15 protein-coding genes are annotated in these 18,301 nt (G+C 70.6%); 10 read left to right on the top strand and 5 right to left on the bottom strand.

Annotated elements, in window-relative coordinates:
* The first annotated feature begins 8 nt into the window (after window positions 1-8).
* Window positions 9-1,541, top strand: coding sequence for an adenylate/guanylate cyclase domain-containing protein (locus ACFW0G_RS33030; protein WP_378329377.1), 1,533 nt, complete (start codon window positions 9-11; stop codon window positions 1,539-1,541).
* Window positions 1,542-1,546: 5 nt separating this feature from the next.
* On the opposite strand, the gene ACFW0G_RS33025 is transcribed toward ACFW0G_RS33030, so the two are convergent.
* Complete coding sequence (locus ACFW0G_RS33025; RefSeq protein WP_378329376.1) at window positions 1,547-1,987, bottom strand: Lrp/AsnC family transcriptional regulator; 441 nt, start codon at window positions 1,985-1,987, stop codon at window positions 1,547-1,549.
* A gap of 167 nt (window positions 1,988-2,154) precedes the next feature.
* Between ACFW0G_RS33025 and ACFW0G_RS33020 the strand changes: the two genes are divergently transcribed.
* Window positions 2,155-5,637, top strand: coding sequence for an indolepyruvate ferredoxin oxidoreductase family protein (locus tag ACFW0G_RS33020; protein WP_378329375.1), 3,483 nt, complete (start codon window positions 2,155-2,157; stop codon window positions 5,635-5,637).
* 83 nt (window positions 5,638-5,720) lie between these two features.
* Here ACFW0G_RS33020 and ACFW0G_RS33015 read toward each other — a convergent pair whose 3' ends face one another.
* A complete protein-coding gene (locus tag ACFW0G_RS33015; RefSeq protein WP_378329374.1) occupies window positions 5,721-6,308 on the bottom strand; it encodes an HAD family acid phosphatase in 588 nt (195 codons plus the stop codon).
* A 194-nt stretch (window positions 6,309-6,502) separates the two neighbouring features.
* Between ACFW0G_RS33015 and ACFW0G_RS33010 the strand changes: the two genes are divergently transcribed.
* Entirely contained in the window at window positions 6,503-7,075 is a 573-nt protein-coding gene (locus tag ACFW0G_RS33010; RefSeq protein WP_378329373.1) for a hypothetical protein, read from the top strand.
* Between the two features lie 50 nt (window positions 7,076-7,125).
* Here ACFW0G_RS33010 and ACFW0G_RS33005 read toward each other — a convergent pair whose 3' ends face one another.
* Window positions 7,126-8,421 carry an MFS transporter gene (locus ACFW0G_RS33005; protein WP_378329372.1) on the bottom strand — a complete coding sequence of 432 codons (1,296 nt, stop codon included), beginning with the start codon at window positions 8,419-8,421 and terminating at the stop codon, window positions 7,126-7,128.
* A gap of 58 nt (window positions 8,422-8,479) precedes the next feature.
* Window positions 8,480-9,319, bottom strand: a complete 840-nt coding sequence (locus ACFW0G_RS33000; RefSeq protein WP_378329371.1) for a GNAT family N-acetyltransferase — start codon at window positions 9,317-9,319, stop codon at window positions 8,480-8,482.
* A 253-nt stretch (window positions 9,320-9,572) separates the two neighbouring features.
* Here ACFW0G_RS33000 and ACFW0G_RS32995 point away from each other — a divergent pair, with 253 nt between their 5' ends.
* From ACFW0G_RS32995 to ACFW0G_RS32975, 5 genes are all read left to right on the top strand, one after another.
* Window positions 9,573-10,664, top strand: a complete 1,092-nt coding sequence (locus ACFW0G_RS32995; protein ID WP_378329429.1) for a M20/M25/M40 family metallo-hydrolase — start codon at window positions 9,573-9,575, stop codon at window positions 10,662-10,664.
* On the top strand, window positions 10,661-11,764 hold the full coding sequence (menC, locus tag ACFW0G_RS32990; protein ID WP_378329370.1) for an o-succinylbenzoate synthase: 1,104 nt from the start codon (window positions 10,661-10,663) through the stop codon (window positions 11,762-11,764). The genes ACFW0G_RS32995 and menC overlap by 4 nt, the downstream gene beginning before the upstream one ends.
* A 45-nt stretch (window positions 11,765-11,809) precedes the next feature.
* Window positions 11,810-12,505 carry a GNAT family N-acetyltransferase gene (locus tag ACFW0G_RS32985; RefSeq protein ID WP_378329369.1) on the top strand — a complete coding sequence of 232 codons (696 nt, stop codon included), beginning with the start codon at window positions 11,810-11,812 and terminating at the stop codon, window positions 12,503-12,505.
* A 62-nt stretch (window positions 12,506-12,567) separates the two neighbouring features.
* Window positions 12,568-13,578 (top strand): isopenicillin N synthase family dioxygenase, encoded by a 1,011-nt coding sequence (locus tag ACFW0G_RS32980; protein ID WP_378329368.1) that lies wholly within the window; start codon window positions 12,568-12,570, stop codon window positions 13,576-13,578.
* Window positions 13,579-13,654: 76 nt separating this feature from the next.
* Window positions 13,655-14,941, top strand: coding sequence for a bifunctional o-acetylhomoserine/o-acetylserine sulfhydrylase (locus tag ACFW0G_RS32975; RefSeq protein WP_378329367.1), 1,287 nt, complete (start codon window positions 13,655-13,657; stop codon window positions 14,939-14,941).
* Between the two features lie 42 nt (window positions 14,942-14,983).
* On the opposite strand, the gene ACFW0G_RS32970 is transcribed toward ACFW0G_RS32975, so the two are convergent.
* The gene (locus ACFW0G_RS32970) at window positions 14,984-15,193 is read right to left on the bottom strand and encodes a hypothetical protein (RefSeq protein WP_378329366.1); all 210 of its coding nucleotides are present in this window, start codon (window positions 15,191-15,193) and stop codon (window positions 14,984-14,986) included.
* Window positions 15,194-15,417: 224 nt separating this feature from the next.
* On the opposite strand from ACFW0G_RS32970, the gene ACFW0G_RS32965 reads away from it, so the two are divergent.
* Both ACFW0G_RS32965 and ACFW0G_RS32960 read left to right on the top strand, forming a co-directional pair.
* Window positions 15,418-17,004 (top strand): hypothetical protein, encoded by a 1,587-nt coding sequence (locus ACFW0G_RS32965; protein WP_378329365.1) that lies wholly within the window; start codon window positions 15,418-15,420, stop codon window positions 17,002-17,004.
* 125 nt (window positions 17,005-17,129) lie between these two features.
* A partial coding sequence (locus ACFW0G_RS32960; RefSeq protein ID WP_378329364.1) for a glycosyltransferase occupies window positions 17,130-18,301 on the top strand: 1,172 nt, incomplete at its 3' end.

The following is an 18,301-nucleotide window of genomic DNA, read 5'->3' as shown; positions in this document are numbered from 1 at the left end:
GTTTCGCGGTGAGCGACTTTCCGCCCGTCCCGTTCGGTTCGCGGTTGCTCGGTCCCGCCGGGCAGGATGGGCAAACGCTGCGGATCCGGATCCAGGTGCTGCTCACCATCACCCTGATCGTCGCGAACCTGATCGGCGCCGGAGTCGTCGTGGTGCTGTCGGTGCTCGTCGTGCCGAGCGCGGGGATCGAAAGCCGGACGCTGTCGGTGTGGGCCATCGCGACCCCGGTCTACATCTGCGCGGCGGTGGCGGTCGGCGCCGTCTGGGGCACCCGTGACGCGTTCCGTGCGCTGCGGTGGGTCACCGAGCAGCGGGTGCCCGACGCGGGCGAACGCCGCGCCGCGCTGCGCGTACCGCTGCGGCTGACGCTCGTCCAGCTTTCGCTGTGGGGGCTGGCGACGGTGCTGTTCACCGTGCTGGCGGCGATCCTGCAGCCGAACCTCGTCGCGGCGATCGGATTCACCGTCGGCTTCGCGGGGATCGTCGTCTGCGCGAACGCCTACCTGCTCGGCGAGTTCGCCCTCCGGCCCATCGCCGCCCGCGCGCTCACCGGCGCGGCGTGGCACTCCGCCGGCGCGGGGATCGGGCTGCGGATGCTGCTGTTCTGGTGCCTCGGCACCGGCGTCCCGGTCGCCGGGCTGGTGACGGTCGCGGTGTTCGCGCTGGCCCGCCAGGACGTCTCGGCCACGAAGCTCGCGGTCACCGTCGTCGTGCTCGGCGTGGTGGCGATCGTGTTCGGCATGCTGCTCACGGTGTTCACCACGCGCGCGACGGTGGCGCCGATCCGCTCGGTCCAGGCGGCGTTGCGCAAGGTGCGGCACGGCGAACTGGACGTCGAGATCCCGGTCTACGACGGGACGGAGCTGGGCCTGCTGCAGGCGGGGTTCAACGACATGGTGGCCGGGCTGCGGGAACGGGAACGCATCCGCGACCTGTTCGGCAGGCACGTCGGGCAGGAGGTCGCCCGCGCCGCGGTGGACCGGTTCGCGGAACTGGGCGGCGAGGAACGCGAAGTGTCGGTGCTGTTCGTGGACGTCGTCGGGTCCACCACCATCGCCGCGACCCGCCCGCCGACCGAGGTCGTCGACCTGCTCAACCGCTTCTTCGCCGTCGTCGTCGACGAGATCGACCGGAACCACGGGCTGGTGAACAAGTTCGTCGGCGACGCCGTCCTCGCGATCTTCAACGCGCCCGTCGCCCTCGACGACCACGCCGGGGCGGCACTCGCGGCGGCCCGCGCGATCGGGTCCCGGTTGGCGGCCGAGGTGCCCGGCTGCGCCGCGGGTGTCGGGGTCGCCACCGGGCAGGCCGTCGCGGGCTACGTGGGGGATCGGCGCCGGTTCGAGTACACGGTGATCGGCGACGCGGTCAACGAGGCGGCCCGCCTCACCGACCTCGCGAAGGACGTTCCCGGCAAGGTGCTCGCCTCCTGGCACGCCGTCGAGTCCACTTCGGACGGTGAGGCCGCCCGATGGCGCCCGGCGGGCGAGGTGACGCTACGCGGCCGTCTCGAAGGCACCACCCTCGCGGTCCCGAACTGAGGCGGTCAGTTCTTGCGGCTGCGCGAGCCGAGGATCATCAGCGTTTTCGTGCCGGTCACCGCGCCGGACCGGCGCAGGTGGTCAATGACCTGCTGCAGGTGGTCGATGTTGCGGGCACGCAGGTGGATCAGCGCGTCGGGGTCGCCCGCGATGGTGAACACCGTCTGCACCTCGGGCAGTTCGGCGGCGTTGCGCATGATCTCCTCGATCCCGGTGGTGCCGACATACCGGATCTCGGTGAACGCCTCGATGCCCCAGCCGAGCTTGGCGTGATCGATTTCGACGGTGAACCCGGTGATCACCCCGATGTCGCGGAGACGGTCTACGCGCCGCTTGACCGCGGCGACCGACAGCCCGACCTCCTGGGCCATCTCGGAGTACGTCCGGCGGCCGTCCTCCCGCAGCAACTGCAGGACCCGCAGGTCCGTCTCGTCCACATCGGCCACTCCGCGCCTCCTCACTCCGGCACGCAAACAATAGCCGCCGAATCAGCGTTCATGAAGAGTTCTTTGCGTGTTGCGCTACGCTTCGCGGGACTTGCTTGCGCGAGGGGTCGCGCTTCGGCTGTGCTGTGGCGTAGCCCACCACGAACGACCCTGGATGGAGGCTCCCCGTGAGCGTCGACCTTGCCGCCGTCTCCCTGGACGACCGCTACACGGCCGAACGCGGCAGGGTGCTGATCTCCGGCATCCAGGCGCTGGTCCGGTTGATGCTCCAGCAGCGGAAGCTCGACGAGTCCCGCGGCCTGGACACCCGGGTGTTCGTCAGCGGCTACCCCGGTTCGCCACTCGGCGGGCTGGACATGGAGCTGGCCAGGGCCGCGCGGTTCACCGAACCCGCGGGCATCGTCTTCCAGCCGGGCCTCAACGAGGAACTCGCCGCGACGGCGGTGGCGGGCACCCAGCTGCTCGGCGAGACGCCCGGCCGCCGCCACGACGGCGTCACCGGGTTCTGGTACGGCAAGAACCCCGGCCTCGACCGGGCCGCCGACGCGATCCGGCACGGCGTCGTCGCGGGCACCGCCACGCTCGGCGGCGCGGTCGCGCTCATCGGTGACGACCCGGACTGCAAGTCCTCGACGCTACCCAGCGCGAGCGAGCAGCTGTGCCAGAGCCTGTCGATGCCGCTGCTCGCGCCCGGCTCGATCCAGGAGATCGTCGACCTCGGCCTGCACGCGGTCGCGATGTCGCGGGCCAGCGGGCTGTGGACCGGACTGAAGATCGTCGCCGACATCGCCGACGCGTCGGCCACCGTCGACGTCGCCGGGCTGGGCCACGAGATCCCCGAACCGCCGAAGACGCCGCGGCCCGCGCCCGGCGCGCTGGTCGGGCCGGCCGCGGTCGACGCCGAACACGACGTGCTCACCCGGCGGCTCAACCTGGCCCGCGCCTACGCCAGGGAGGCCGGGCTGAACCGGGTCACCTTCACCGCCGAGCGGGCCACCTTCGGCGTGCTGGCCTCGGGCATGGCTTACTCCATCGTTCTGCGCGCGCTGGCGGACCTCGGCATCGACGAGGCCGCGATGGACACGCTCGGCCTGCGGCTCATCCGCCTGTCCATGCCCTTCCCGATCGACGCGGACGAGCTGGCCGCGATGACCGGCGACCTCGACGAAGTCCTTGTGGTGGAAGACAAGACGCCGTTCCTGGAGGACGCGCTCAAGGCCGCGTTGTACCGGCGGCCCGGCGCGCCGAACGTGGTCGGCCGCCACGACGAGACCGGCAGGCCGCTGTTGTCCGCGCGCGGCACGCTCGGCGCGGACGAGGTCGCCCGCGCGCTGGCCGCCCGCCTCGGCGCCGACCGGTTGCCCCGCGCCGCCACCACGCATCTGAAAGCGCTTGCCCCGGCCAGGGTCTCGCGGATCACTCTGCCCACTGTGGACGCCCGGACGCCGTACTTCTGCTCGGGCTGCCCGCACAACACCTCCACCCGCACCGGCGACGACACGCTCGTCGGCGTCGGCATCGGCTGCCACGCGATGGTCGCGCTCGACAGCGCCGGGCGCGGGCACCAGATCGGGCTGACCCAGATGGGCGGCGAGGGCGCGCAGTGGATCGGGCTCGCGTCGTTCACCGACGACCGGCACTTCGTGCAGAACCTCGGGGACGGGACGTTCCACCACTCCGGTTCGCTGGCGATCCGCGCCGCCGCCGCGGCCGGCGTCACGATGACCTACAAGCTGCTCTACAACGACGCCGTCGCGATGACCGGCGGGCAGCAGGCCGAAGGGCGGCTCGGTATCCCGTCGCTGACCCGGTGGCTCGCGCTGGAAGGCGTCCGCCGCATCGTCATCACCACCGCGGAGCCCGAGACGTACCGCGGGGTCGCGCTCGACGAGATCGCGTCGGTCCGGCATCGCGACGACTTCGCCGACGTCGAACGTGAACTCTCCACTGTGGACGGTGTCACGGTGCTGATCCACGACGACCGCTGCGCGGCGGAGGAACGGCGCCTGCGCAAGCGCGGGCAGCTGCCGACCCCGGCCGAGAAGGTCGTGATCAACGAACGGGTCTGCGAAGGCTGCGGCGACTGCGGTGACGTGTCGACCTGCCTTTCGGTGCGTCCCGTCGAAACCGAGTTCGGCCGCAAGACCCGGATCCACCAGGCGTCGTGCAACTCCGATTTCAGCTGCCTCAAGGGCGACTGCCCGTCGTTCCTGCTCGTCGAGCCGGGTACGAAGCGCAAGCGCGCGGTGCCGTCCCTGCCGGTCGAGCTGACCCCGCCGCCGATCAGGTTCACCGGGGACGGCACGTTGCTGCGCATGCCGGGGATCGGCGGCACCGGCGTCGTCACCGTGTCGCAGATCCTGCAGATGGCCGCCCACCTCGACGGCCTCTACGCCGCCGGGCTGGAGCAGACCGGTCTCGCGCAGAAGGGCGGCCCGGTGATCAGCGACGTCCGGATCTCGAAGCAGCCCATCGACGGCGCCCTGCGCGCGACGAAGTCCACTGTGGACGTCCTGCTCGGCTTCGACCTGCTCGGTGCCGCCGCCGACGTGAACCTGGCCGCCGCCCACCGCGAGCACACCGTCGCGGTGGTCAACACCAGCGTCGTCCCGACGGCCGCGATGGTGACCAACAGGGTGGTGGTGCCGGGGACGCCGGACGACGCGCTGGAACGCGTCGAATCCGTCACCCGGGGCGCGGACAACTTCTACCTCGACGCGCTCGCGCTGTCGGAGGCGTTGTTCGGGGATCACATGCCCGCCAACATGCTGCTCGTCGGTGCCGCGTTCCAGCACGGCTGCGTCCCGGTGTCGGCCGAGGCGATCGAGCAGGCGATCCGGCTCAACGGGGCGGGTGTCGAGAAGACGCTGGCCGCGTTCCGCTGGGGCCGCGCGGCCGTCCTCGACCGGGACGCGGTGCTGGCCGCGACGTCGTCGCCGGAACGGGCGACCGTGGCGGTCGACGAGGTCGCCGTCGCGATCGCCGCCGCGCACGCCCCGAGCGGGGAACTGGGCCGAGTTCTCGCCACTCGCGTCGCGGACCTCGTCGGGTTCCAGAACGAGGACTACGCCCGCCGCTACGCCGAGGAGGTCCGGCGCGTCGCCGACCTCGCCACCGAGCGGGCGGGCGCCGAGGCGGAGCGGGTCGCGGTCGCGTATGCCAAGGGACTGCACAAGTTCATGGCGTACAAGGACGAGTACGAGGTCGCGCGCCTGCACCTCGACACCGTCGAAAAGGCGAGGCGCGACGACGAGTTCGGGCCGGACGCCTCGGTGTCGGTACTGCTGCACCCGCCGGTGCTGCGGGCGATGGGCATGAAGCGCAAACTGCGGCTGCGGCGTTCCGCCGAGCTGACGTTCAAGGCGTTGCGGGCCGCGAAAGGCTTGCGCGGCACGCGGTTCGACGCCTTCGGTTATGCCAGGGTCCGCCGCGTCGAGCGCGCTCTCATCGGCGAGTACCAGCGTCTGGTGCGGGACGCGCTCGCGCACCTGAAGCCGGGCACCGTCGACGCCGTCACCGCGATCGCCGAACTGTCCGACGTCGTCCGTGGCTACGAGGACATCAAGCTCGCCCGCGTCGAGGAGTTCCGCGCCCAGGCCCGCGAGTCGCTGGCGAACCTCCGCGCGGACGCCGCGCTCAGCGTGCGCTGACCCCGGAACCTCCGCTGTAGTCCGTGAATGCCACATTGAGGGATTCAGAGTCCCTCGACGTGGCATTCACGGACTCGCCGGGATCACGGGAGTTTGCCGTCGTAGTCGGGCAGTTTGAAGGTGCGTTCGGCGTGGCCGCCGGCGAGGTCGGAGGCGCTGTTGCCGATGTTCGCGACGATCGTGTAGCCCTTGGCCTCGATGTCGGCGCGGGCGGTGGTCTTGAACTTCTGCAGATCGAGCAGGTCCGGGAGGTCCGTTTGGTAGAGACCCGCGTACCGGTAGCCCGCCTCGTCCAGATTGTGCCGGGTCACCGCGTCACCCAGCTTCGGCCTGCCGGTCACGAAGAACACCGTGGCGCCGCGCTCTCCGGCGAGCCGGGTGACCCGCAGCGTCGGGGCCAGCGCGGGAACGTCGGCCAGTGACGGGTGGTAGGTCGATTCCAGCGACGTGTTGTCGATGTCCAGGACGATCGCGGGACGGCCGGCGCCGGGGAGCCGCTGGGTCAGGTAGCTCGCGGCCTGGTCGGTGATCACGGTGACGTCGGCGATCCAGGTCGCGTACGGCGGGAGACCCGCCTGTGCCGTCGCCGGGGTCGCGGAGGAGGTGGCGGGCGTGGCGAGCAGCCCGGCCACCGCGAGGGTGGCCACGAGGGGAGTCCGGACGCGCTTCATGCGAGCCTCCTCGGCCGTCGATAAATGCCGAAGCAGTTTCATGTTCAATCGGAAGATACTGCGCGACACCGATTCGCGCGACCCGGTCAGGTGATCGTCCGCGCGACGGGCTGACATCCCCTGGTGCGGCGGCCCGCGGTGCGCTGAACTGGGTCCGTCGCGCGAGAGTCGCCGCAGACAAGAGGAGGATCGATATGGCCGTATGGACGAGATGCGCGGTCGCCATGGCCGCGACGGGGCTGGTTCTCTGCGCCCCGGCCGTGGCACAGGCGGCTCCCGGCGGTGTCGACGGGGGAGAGTCGGCCGCGGTCGCCGCCGAGGCCGCCCCGGCGGTCCCCGCCGCGCTCACCGTCAGCCGCGGCGAGATGATCAAGCGGGCCACCACCTGGCACCCGCACACCGCCGAGCGCGTCCGCTATGACCAGAACAAGACGCACGACGGCTACCGCACCGACTGCTCCGGCTACGTGTCCATGGCCGCCGGGCTGGCCAAGCCGGGACCCAACACCGTCGCACTGGCCGGGAGCAAGGTGTCGGTCCCGATCAACAAGAACGACATGAAGATGGGCGACTTGTTCATCGACGCCATCGGTGACCACAACACCCGGCACGTGGTGATCTTCGAGAAGTGGTCCAACGCGCAGCACACCAAGTACTGGGCGTACGAGCAGCGCGGCGGCTACGGCACCGACCACCGCGAGCTCACCTACGGGCTCGACGCGGGCAGTCAGTTCAAGGCCCACCGCCTGAAGAACATCACCGGCTGACCTCCGCGGGCCTGCCCGGCCGATGGGGACCGGGCAGGCCTGCGGACCGTTCACGGGGCGGGGACGGCGGCGCCCTGGCCGAGTCCTTCACCCTGCCGCCCGGCACGGCCGAGCCGGAACTGCTCGGGCCGCTGCGGGACCCAGAAGGCGAAGATCGCTGCGAGCGCCGTGGTGAAGATCAGCAGGCCGAACGCCGCGGTGTAGGAGAACGTGTCGGCCAGCCAGCCCATCAGCAGCGGCGCGCTCGCGCCCGCGACCTGGCCGCCGAAATTCAGCACGCTCATCCCGGTCCCAGTGAGCGCGGGCGGCAGCACCCGCAGCGGCAGGCCGAAAACGCACATCGTGCTCAGCCCGGACAGCCCGATCGCGAGGGTCTCGTACACGGTGAACTCCACCGTGGTGCCCGCGGCCGTCATCAAGCCCAGCAGCACCGCGGTCCCCAGCGTGATCGAGGCGAGGAACCACCGCGTGCGGTGGGCGAAGAACCGGTCGAACAGCCAGCCGCCGAGGATCGTGGTGACCACGGTGACCAGCATCGGGATCGCCGAGAGCACCCCGGTCTGGGCCATCGACACGTGCCGGGCCTCCAGCAGGTAGCTCGGCACCCAGGTGATCAGGCCGTAGGCGAGCATGTTCATCGAGCAGAACAGCACCGCGAACTTCCACAGTTGCGGCGACCGCAGCACTTCCCGCCGCGACGCGGAGACCGGCGGCGCGTTGTCGACAGTGGCGTTGAGCCGGGCGGGCAACGGCTTCGGCAGCAGGCTCCACAGCAGCACGCCGATGAGGACCCCGCCCAGCGCCAGCCAGAGGAACGTGTGCCGCCAGCCCACCGCGGCGATCAGCGGGGCGACGATGAGTGGCGCGATGCCCGGCCCGACGCCGCTGGCGGCCAGCATGACGCCGGTGACCGTCGCCCGCCGGTCCGGGGTGGTCCGCTCGGCGACCGCCTTGAACGACGCGGCGGGGAAGCAGCCCTGCGAGATCCCGAACAGCGCCCGCATCGCGAGCAGGACGCCGAACGTGCCGGCGAGGCCGGTCAGCGCGGTGAACCCGGACCACAGCACGAGCGTGACGAGCATCGGCTTGCGGGACCCGAAGCGGTCGGCGAGGAACCCGGCCGGGACCTGACAGGCCAGGTACACCACGGCGAACGTGGTGACCAGCAGCCCCTGCAGGGTCTTGCTCAGCCCGAACTCGGCGCCGATCGAGGGCAGGGCCATGCCGATCGCGAACCGGTCGATGTAGTCGATCGACCAGGCGAGCAGCAGGATGATCATGGTCAGGCTGGCGGTGCGGCGGATTCTGCTCCGCGTCCAGTCCTCGGTGACGGGCGCTGGATTCATCGGTGAACCTCCGGATTTCGGTGTGGCGCCCCCCTTCGTTCGCGGTGCCTGAGCGGCGTCAGTCCTCCGTCTCCAGTACGTACTTCCCGTCCTTGGTGAAGCCGGTGATCGCGGCGCCCCCGGCCATCCGGCCGCTCAGCGCCGCGCGCATCCGTTCCCGCCACAGCGCGGCGCACGCCGGGTCTGCGAGGCGCAACCCTTCGATGTCGGCCGGGGTGTCCACCAGCACGACGGACGCGCCGGTCTCCCTCGGCTCCGGCCTGCCGTCCTCGTTCGCCAGCGCGCATTCGGCGTGGGGGACCGGCTGCGCGAAGCACGGGTGCCCGGTCGCCGCGGCTTCGACGTCCGGGGCGGCCAGCTCCCACGACATCAGCAGCCGGTCGGTGGCGCCGCCGCCGTTGATGTGGTCGTCCATCGGGCCGTAGAAGTCGGGCAGGTACTCCGCCGGGCGGGCGCCGAGCTTGACGAGGTTGAAGTGGGCGTTGCGGCGGACCAGCGGGTCGAACGTCCAGGTGATCCGCGCCAGCCCGCGCTCCAGCGCCCACGCCCGCTGGTGCAGTTTGAGCGCGAAGCCGACCGAACGTCCCCGTGCCAGGGCCCCGACGCCGGTGATGTGCGAATGCAGTGCGTACCCGGCGGGTTCGGCGAACAGGCCGATGGCGGCGCCGACGAGCCCGCCGTCGAGGAACGCGCCGCCGACGTAGTTGCCGGTGTGCGCGAGCACCCGCAGCAGTTCCTCGGTGATGGGCGGGTTGCGGGGATCGGGCCGCCAGATGCCCCGGAACAGCTCGTTCAGCTCCCGCAGTTCGGCCGGCTCGCCGAGTTCCCGGATCCGGATGCCCGCCGCGGCCGCCGTGTCGGCCGCGACCTGCTTCGCGTCCCGGTGCGCCACGGTCATGCCACGGCCTCGAAGTCTACTGTGGACACCTTGCTCCCTCCGGCGATGTGCTGAGCACGCTACGAGGCGGAACCGGGGGAATGGGTCGTGCGCCGCCACGAATGTGGCCGGCGATTCTTGTGCCGCTCCACGAAGGGTTCGGCCTCACCGTGTGACACCGTACGAACGGGCCCCGCTGAGCCACGAAAACCCGGTGAGGAGAAGGATGACTGACCGAGTCGCGCCGGAGGTGTTCCGGCACGCGCTGCCCGCGATGCTGGCCGACCTCGAGCGGCTGGTGTGCCGCGAGTCCCCGTCCGCCGACCTCGGCGCCGTGGCGCACAGCGCGGAGCTGGTGGCCGAGCTGGGCGACAGGCTGCTCGGCGTCCCGGCCGAACGCATCGTCGTCGAAGGGAGAACGCACCTGCGCTGGCGGCTCGGCGACGGACCGCCCAGGGTGCTTGTGCTGGGCCATCACGACACCGTGTGGCCGCTGGGCTCGCTGCGGACCCATCCCTTCGGCGTCGAGGGCGGGATCCTGCGCGGCCCCGGGTGTTTCGACATGAAGGCGGGCGTGGTGATGGGCTTCCACGCCGTCGCTTCGCTGCCTGACCCGTCCGGGGTGACGGTGCTGGTGACCGGCGACGAAGAACTCGGCTCGCCGTCCTCGGAGAAGCTGATCCGGGACGAGGCCACCGGCTGCGCCGCCGCGCTGGTGCTGGAGGCCGCGGCTGACGGTGGCGCCTTGAAGACGGCGCGGAAAGGCGTGTCCCAGTACGAAATCCGTGTCCGGGGGCGAGCCGCCCACGCCGGGCTCGAACCCGAGCGCGGGATCAACGCGACCGTCGAACTGGCCCATCAGATCCTCGCCGTGGCCGCGCTCGCCGACCCGGCCGCGGGCACCACGGTCACCCCGACCGTGCTCGGCGCGGGCACCACCGGCAACACCGTCCCGGCCGAAGGCGCCTGCATGGTGGACGTGCGGGTGCGCGAACCGGCCGAACAGTCCCGTGTGGACACCGCGATCCGCGCGCTGCGACCGGTGTTGCCGGGTGCGGAGGTCGAAATCGTCCCCGGGCCGCGTCGGCCGCCACTGCCGCTGTCGGCGTCGGAGGAGCTGTTCGCCCGCGCGGTACGGCTCGGCGGGGAACTGGGCATCGGGCCGATCACCGGGGTCGCGGTCGGCGGTGGCTCGGACGGGAACCTGACCGCCGGGGCGGGCACCCCGACGCTGGACGGGCTGGGCGCGGTCGGCGGCGGCGCGCACGCCGACGACGAACACGTCGTGGTCTCGGCACTGCCCGAACGGACCGCGCTCGTCGCCGCGCTTATCGCGGAAACACTCGAAACACAGGAGGACGCGTGAAACTCACCGGGATCGAGTTCCGGCGGGTCCGGATGCCGTTGGTGGCGCCGTTCCGGACGTCGTTCGCGACGGAGACCACCAAGGAGGTGCTGCTGCTGCGGGTGGTCACCGACGAGGGTGAGGGCTGGGGCGAATGCGTCGCGATGGCCGAACCGCGTTACTCCTCCGAGTATCTCGACGGCTGCGCCGACGTGCTGCGCCGGTTCTTCCTGCCCGCGCTGGCGGGCCGGGACGTCACGGCGGCAGGGGTCGCGCCCGTGCTCGAGCCGTTCCGCGGGCACCGGATGGCGAAGGCGGCGCTGGAAATGGCCGTGCTGGACGCCGAACTGCGCGCACGGGGCGTGTCGCTCGCCGCGGACCTCGGCGCGGATCGCGAGCGGGTGCCGTGTGGCGTTTCGGTCGGGATCATGGACTCGATCCCCGAACTTCTGGAGGCGGTCGACGGCTATCTGGACACCGGCTACCAGCGGATCAAGCTGAAGATCCAGCCCGGCTGGGACGTCGAGCCGGTGCGGGCGGTGCGGGAGCGCTTCGGCGACGACGTGCTGTTGCAGGTCGACGCGAACACCGCGTACACCCTCGCCGACACCCGGCAGCTCGCGAAGCTGGACGCGTTCGGGCTGCTGCTCGTCGAACAGCCGCTGGACGAGGAGGACGTGCTGGGCCACGCCGAACTCGCGCGGCACCTGGAGACCCCGCTCTGCCTCGACGAGTCGATCACCTCGGCACGGGCGGCCGCCGCCGCGATCAGCATGGGCGCCTGCCGGATCGTCAACATCAAGCCCGGCCGTGTCGGCGGGTACCTGGAGGCGAAGCGCGTCCACGACGTCTGCGCGGCCCACGGCGTCGCGGTGTGGTGCGGCGGGATGCTGGAGACCGGGCTGGGCCGGGCCGCGAACCTCGCGGTCGCCGCGCTGCCGGGCTGTACCCTGCCGGGCGACACGTCGGCGTCGGATCGGTACTTCCGCACGGACATCACGACGCCGTTCGTGCTCCAGGACGGGTATCTGCCGGTCCCGGCCGCGCCGGGCATCGGCGTCGAGCCGCTACCGGACGCGCTGGCGGAGTTCACCACCGGGACAGAGTTCGTGTCCTTGTAGGGCAAACCTCGCGGTGCCCGACGTTCGCCGGCGTATGTTCGGAGCATGACTCCGGCTTCGCCACTGGACAATCCGACCTGGGCGTCGTTGACCGGCCCGCACGCCCGCTTCGCGCAGCGGCACGGCCAGGCGCTGCGGTACCCGGCCGACGTCGTGCCGTTCTACGCGGTACCCGGCGAACCCGGCGAGCGGATCTGGCACGACCTCGCCGGGCTGGCCGGGCCCGGCCAGGTCGCCGCCATCGCCTTCCCCGACGGGGAACTGATCCCGCCCGACGGCTGGGAGGTGGTCGACCACATCCACGGGGTGCAGCTCGTCGACGCCGGCCTGACGCCCGCGGAGGATCCCGAGGCGATCCGGCTCGGTCCCGCCGACGTCCCGGAGATGCTGGACCTGGTCGGGCGCACCCAGCCCGGCCCGTTCCTCCCGCGCACCGTCGAACTCGGGACGTACCTCGGCATCCGGCATCGCGGGGCGCTGGTCGCGATGGCTGGTGAGCGGCTGCACCCACCGGGCTGGACCGAGATCAGTGCGGTCTGCACCGATCCGGCGTACCGCGGCAAGGGCCTGGCGACGCGGCTCGTCCTCGCCGTCGCCGCCGGGATCCGCGGCAGGGGCGAAACCCCGATGTTGCACACGACCGCGGCCAACACCACCGCGATCCGGCTGTACGAGTCGCTCGGGTTCGCGGTGCGCCGCAAGGCCGAGGTCCTGGCGGTCCGGGTACCACCTTCGGCGTAAGGCACCGCCCGCGATATGAGATCACCGGTCCAGGCACCGGGGCGGGGCCTACGCTCGGCAACGTGACCGCGCTGCCGTTGATCGACATCTCGAAGTTCCGCGATCCCGCCGCGGATCGCGCCGCCTTCCTCGACGAGCTGAGGCGTGCCGCCCGCGAGGTCGGGTTCTTCTACGTCGTCGGGCACGGTGTGCCTGAGACGCTGACGACCGGCATTTTCGACGTGGCCAAGCGGTTCTTCGCGTTGCCGGTCGAAGCGCGGCTGGAGATCGAGAACGTCCATTCGCCGCAGTTCCGCGGTTACACGCGCACCGGGCACGAGTACACCGGCGGCTCCCCGGACTGGCGCGAACAGCTCGACATCGGGCCGGAGCGGGCGCCGGTCGAGCCGGGGCCGGGCGAACCGGCGTGGCGCGGGCTGATCGGGCCGAACCAGTGGCCGGAAGCGTTGCCCGAACTCCGGGAGACGACGCTGGCCTGGCAGGCCGAGGCGCTGCGGGTCAGCCGTGAGGTCCTGCGCGCGCTCGCCGCCGCGCTGGGCCAGGAGGAGAACTACTTCGACGCGTGGTTCGACGAGGAAGCCGCGACCCACGTGAAGATCATCCGCTACCCCGGCCGTCCCTCGGAAGACGCCGACCAGGGCGTCGGCGCGCACAAGGACTACGGCTACCTGGCGCTGCTCCAGCAGGACGAGGTCGGCGGCCTGCAGGTCCAAGCGGCCGACGGCAGCTGGATCGACGCGACCCCGATCCCGGGCAGCTTCGTGGTCAACATCGGCGAAATGCTGGAGATCGCGACGCGGGGCTACCTGACGGCCACCCGCCATCGGGTGGTGAGCCCGCCCTCCGGTGTCGAGCGGTTCTCGGTGCCGTTCTTCCTCGGCCCCCGGCTGGACGCGGTCGTCGAACCGTTGCGGTTGCCGCCGGAGCTGGCCGCCGGCGCTCGCGGGATCAGTGACGACAAGGACAATCCGCTCCTCGCGGCGTACGGGGAGAACGCGCTGGTCGGCTGGCTGCGTTCACATCCGAAGGTCGCCGAACGCTGGTGGGGCAATGTCTTGGCCGACCGCGCATGAGCGACGCTTGCGAGCGAATCATGGTTATCATGCGCCAAAAGGAATCAGACACTGTCTCGCGGAGCGAGTCGATCGCATGAGCGACGACTGGTCGTTCGAGACGCGGCAGATCCACGCCGGTGCCCGGCCCGATCCGACGACCGGGGCCCGTGCGACGCCGGTGTATCAGAGCACGTCGTTCACTTTCGCGGATTCGCAGCACGCCGCGGACGCCTTCGCCTTGCGTGATCTCGAATCGCACGCCTACACCCGGCTGTCCAATCCGACCACCGCGGTCGTCGAGGAGCGGCTGGCCGATCTGGAGGGCGGTGTCGCGGCGGTCGCGGTCGCCAGCGGCCAGGCCGCGTCGACGCTGGCGTTGCTGAACCTCGCGCGAGCCGGTGACCACGTGGTCGCCGCCTCGGCACTCTACGGCGGGACGTACAACCTGCTCGCGTACACGTTCGCCGAGCTCGGCATCGAGGTCGGCTTCGTGCGCGACCCGGACGACCTGGCCGCCTGGCGTACCGCGATCCGGCCGGACACCAAAGCGCTCTACGCCGAGAGCGTCGGCAATCCGCTGGGCAACGTGCTCGACGTCGCCGCGGTCGCCGAGGTCGCGCACGCGGCGGGTGTGCCGCTGGTGGTCGACAACACCGTGCCGACGCCGTATCTGGCCCGGCCGCTCGAACACGGCGCGGACATCGTGGTGCATTCGACCACGAAGTTCCTTTCCGGACACGGAACCGGCATCGGCGGGATCGTCGTCGACGGCGGGAAGTTCGATTTCGCCGCCGAACCGGACCGCTGGCCGCAGCTCACCCGGCCGGACCCGAGCTACCACGGCCTGGTCTTCGCCTCGGAGTTCGGCGAACTCGCCTACAGCCTGCGGTTGCGCACCAAGCTCGTCCGTGACCTGGGGCCCGCGGTGTCCCCGTTCAACAGTTTCCTGCTGCTGCAAGGGATCGAGACGCTCTCGCTGCGGATGGAACGGCATGTCCGCAACGCCGCCGAGGTGGCCCGATGGCTGGCGGAGCACCCCGCGGTCGAGCAGGTCCACTACGCCGGGCTGCCCGGGAACACCTGGTACGACGCGGCGAAGCGCTATCTCCCGCTCGGTGCCGGTGCGGTGGTGGCGTTCGAGCTGAGCGGTGGTGTCGAGGCCGGACGCCGGTTCGTCGACCGGCTGTCGTTGTTCAGTCATCTCGCCAACATCGGCGACGTGCGCAGCCTGGTGATCCATCCGGCCTCCACCACGCACGCGCAGCTGGACGAACGGCAGCAGCGCGAGAGCGGGGTGACGCCGGGCCTGATCCGCCTGTCGATCGGCCTGGAAGGGGCGGGCGACCTGATCGCCGACCTCGCGCACGCGCTGGCCGCCTGAAGCTCCACTGTGGACATGAGTGTCCACAGTGGAGCTTCACGGTCACTGCGCGGCGGCGGGCGTGAGGACGCCGTCGAGCACGCCGGACTTGATGTCGGCGACGAACACGTCGAGCTGCTCGCGGCTCATCTCGACCTTCTGGCCGAAGTCGTCGGTGAGCACCACCGCGCGCTCCGGTGGCGCGTCCTCGGCGAGGAACAGCTCGGGGCAGCCGCAGTCACACTTGCCACAGAACGTCGCGATATGCCGCACGGTAGCACTCCTTGATACGGGAACGGGTTTCGCGTCGGTAGTCGGGCGTGGCGGTACCCCGGTTCCCTGGTGATCCCGGCGTCGCTCGATGGGGCGAAAGCGCTCTCTCGGCTTGACGGCGGATTCCGCATGATGGAACGTCGAGGTAAGGCGGACCACTGTGGACCGTGAAATAACAGGCCCGTAGCGCGCTCGTAACGAATGGCCACTATGGTCCCCTAGTCATGTCGGTAGGGCAGGCGGCCGGGGCGATCGCCGGTGGCGCCACACAGCGGAAAACGCACGTCAGCGAGGAAGATCTTGCCGGTGCTCATGCCGCGACAGCCGTGGGCCGGTGGCTCCCGGTGGTCGCCGCGTTGCTGGGCGTCGTGACTTTCCTTCTGGTACGCAGAAGTTTGACCGACGACGCGTACATCACCTTGTCCTACGCCAAGAATCTCGCCATGCACGGCACATGGGGGCTGGTTCCCGGCGAACCGGCCAATTCCGCCACCTCGCCGCTCAACGTGCTGCTGCTCGGCGCGCTGACGCTGGTGACAAGGGTTTCCGGCGCGCCGCATCCGGTGCTCGCGCTCGGTGCGCTGACCGTCGCCGCCGGTGCTGCGCTCGGCTGGTCGTGGCTGCGTCTCGTCCGCGCGCTGCGGATCCCGCCCGCGGCCGGGCTGCTCGGCGTCGTGCTGGTGCTGGTCAACCCGTTCCTGTTGTCCGCCTTCGGGCTGGAAGTGCTGCTCATCCCGGCCGTGCTGATGCTGCTCACGGTCTTCGCCGTCGAGGGCAGGCCGATCCTCTACGGCGCCGCCGCGGGTCTCGCTGTGCTCACCCGGCTCGACCTAGTGGTGTTCGTCGTGCTCATCGCGGCGAGCGCGGCATCGATCCGGCGGCGTGCCTGGCTCGCTTTGGTGGCCGCGGTCGCCGTCGCGGCGCCGTGGTTCCTGTTCAGCTGGTTCGCCTTCGGTTCGTTCGTCCCGGACACGCTGGTCATCAAACAGTCGCAGGCCTCGTTGTTCGCCCCGTGGAGCTATGTGAACGGGCCGGTCATGTACGCGCTCGGCCGGCCGATCGTGGTGCTGCTGGCCTTCGCGCCCGCCGTGCTCGGCGTGCTCGCGCTCGCCGCGTGGGCCGCGGCCCGGTTCGCCGTGCGCTGGCCGGAGGTGCCGCCACTGGGCCCGGTCGCCGCGCTCGGCGCCGGCGGCGTCGTCAGCTACGTGGTGTACTCGCTGCTGGATGTCGGTCCCTACCACTGGTATTACGTGACCCCGGTGGTCGCGACGGGCGCGTTCGCCGTGGCGGCGTTCGGGGTGTGGCAGGGCCGGGCCAGGGAACGTCCGACGCTGCGGCGTGGACCACCGCTGGCCGCGCTCGGCCTGGTCGGCGTGCTGACGCTGGCGCTGGCCGGGGTCGACGGCGCACAGGGGGTGCCGTGGCGGTCGCCGGTCATCTTCGGGAACTGGGCGAGCGCCCAGGACTACGCGAGGGTCGGCCAGGAACTGGGGAAGCGGCTGAACGGCGCGACCGTCGCGAGTCCCGGGGAGATCGGCACCCTCGCCTACTACTGCGACTGCGCCATCCTCGACGTGTTCTCCGACCGCGGGCAGGTCGTCGGGCTGGTGAACGACCAGATCGCCGCGGCGGGCCCGGTCATGCGGACGGCGTTGCGGGTGAACTACCACTGGTTCGACCGCTCGCACACACCGCGGAAGGTCGACTACCGGCTGCGTTACGAGTCGGGCCCGGCCTCCGGGCCGGACAGCTGGCAGGTGTACTCGGCGACCAAGGGCGTCGGCCATTTCACCCTGGTTCGTGAGGTTTGACGGCCTTGACCGATTTCGCCGCAGCCGCCACGAGAACCTCGCCCCCGGCCGGACGGGCCGGGGGCCGACCTGTCGACGTTCCCGAACCAGCCGCACCGAGCAGCGTACGAAGGGCCCAGAAAACCATGCGTGGCAACGCTTCCCTCATCACCGAGAGCGCGGGCGAGCCGCGACTGACCGAGCGCGCACCGCAGGGCAGGTTGACCGCGCAGCGTGGGTTGTATGCGGGTCCGGCTCCGATTGTGAGCAAGGATTTGTATGCGGAGCTGGAGTGGGGCTCGGCGGTGCGGGATCGTGGTGGGGTGACGGTGGAGCCGTCGTCGCGAGTGTCGGGGAACACGTATTTCGGGCGGTTCCCGGCCAGTTACTGGCAGCGGTGGACGACGGTGACCGAGGTGTCGGTCGAGGCGGTTGTGTCCGGGGACGGTCAGCTGTCGATGGGTGCCTCGGATGTCGAGGGTGAGCCGCGGGTGATCACCGCTGAGCAGGTCGCGGGCGCCGAGCAGCAGCTGGTGACGTTGACGGCGAAGCTGGACAAGTTCTACGACGGTGGCGCGTTGTGGCTGGATATAGAGACCGAGGGCGGGCAGACGCTGCGGGTGGAGCGGGTCCGCTGGACGGTGGAGGCGCCGGAGAAGATCCGGCCGACCGCGGTGACGATCTGCACGATGAACCGTGCGGATGACTGTCTGAAGAACCTGCGGGCGCTGGCGGCGGATGTGTCGTCGCTGGACACGCTGGATGCGATCTATGTGGCTGATCAGGGCAGTGATCTGGTGGAGTCGCGGGACGGGTTCGCGCAGGTCGCGAAGGATCTGGGGGAGAAGCTGCATTACATCAAGCAGCCGAACCTGGGTGGTGCCGGGGGGTTCACGCGGGGCTTGTATGAGGTGGCCGGGCATACGGTGACTGAGCACGCGAATGTGTTGTTCATGGATGACGACGTGTTGCTGGAGCCGGATCTGGTGATCCGGATGACGGCGTTTTCGAACCGGCAGGCGAATCCGATCATCGTGGGTGGGCAGATGCTGAATCTGCTGCACCCGAATCAGCTGCATGTGGGTGCGGAGTACGCGAATCTCAACAGTTTGGAGCCGGGTAAGCCGGTGGAGCATTCGCTGGAGACGGCGGATCTTTTGGGGATCGATGAGGAGACGTTGAAGCCGAACCGGCAGGATCGGCGGCTGGACGCGGGTTACAACGGCTGGTGGTCGTGTCTGATCCCGTATGAGGTGGTGAAGGCGGTCGGGTATCCGATGCCGTTCTTCTTCCAGTGGGATGACGCGGAGTACTCGTA

Origin of the sequence: Amycolatopsis sp. NPDC058986 (assembly GCF_042741125.1) — a bacterium.
Lineage (GTDB): Bacteria > Actinomycetota > Actinomycetes > Mycobacteriales > Pseudonocardiaceae > Amycolatopsis.
Note: the sequence above shows the minus strand (reverse complement) of the source record. Positions and strands in the feature narration are given on the sequence as shown.

What these genes read in the sequence shown, in the direction of transcription:
- ACFW0G_RS33015 (WP_378329374.1), bottom strand. Translation starts at nt 6,308, where the DNA reads ATGAAGCGCGTCCGGACTCCCCTCGTGGCCACCCTCGCGGTGGCCGGG.
- ACFW0G_RS33010 (WP_378329373.1), top strand. Translation starts at nt 6,503, where the DNA reads ATGGCCGTATGGACGAGATGCGCGGTCGCCATGGCCGCGACGGGGCTG.
- ACFW0G_RS33005 (WP_378329372.1), bottom strand. Translation starts at nt 8,421, where the DNA reads ATGAATCCAGCGCCCGTCACCGAGGACTGGACGCGGAGCAGAATCCGC.
- ACFW0G_RS33000 (WP_378329371.1), bottom strand. Translation starts at nt 9,319, where the DNA reads ATGACCGTGGCGCACCGGGACGCGAAGCAGGTCGCGGCCGACACGGCG.
- ACFW0G_RS32995 (WP_378329429.1), top strand. Translation starts at nt 9,573, where the DNA reads ATGCTGGCCGACCTCGAGCGGCTGGTGTGCCGCGAGTCCCCGTCCGCC.
- ACFW0G_RS32985 (WP_378329369.1), top strand. Translation starts at nt 11,810, where the DNA reads ATGACTCCGGCTTCGCCACTGGACAATCCGACCTGGGCGTCGTTGACC.
- ACFW0G_RS32975 (WP_378329367.1), top strand. Translation starts at nt 13,655, where the DNA reads ATGAGCGACGACTGGTCGTTCGAGACGCGGCAGATCCACGCCGGTGCC.
- ACFW0G_RS32965 (WP_378329365.1), top strand. Translation starts at nt 15,418, where the DNA reads ATGTCGGTAGGGCAGGCGGCCGGGGCGATCGCCGGTGGCGCCACACAG.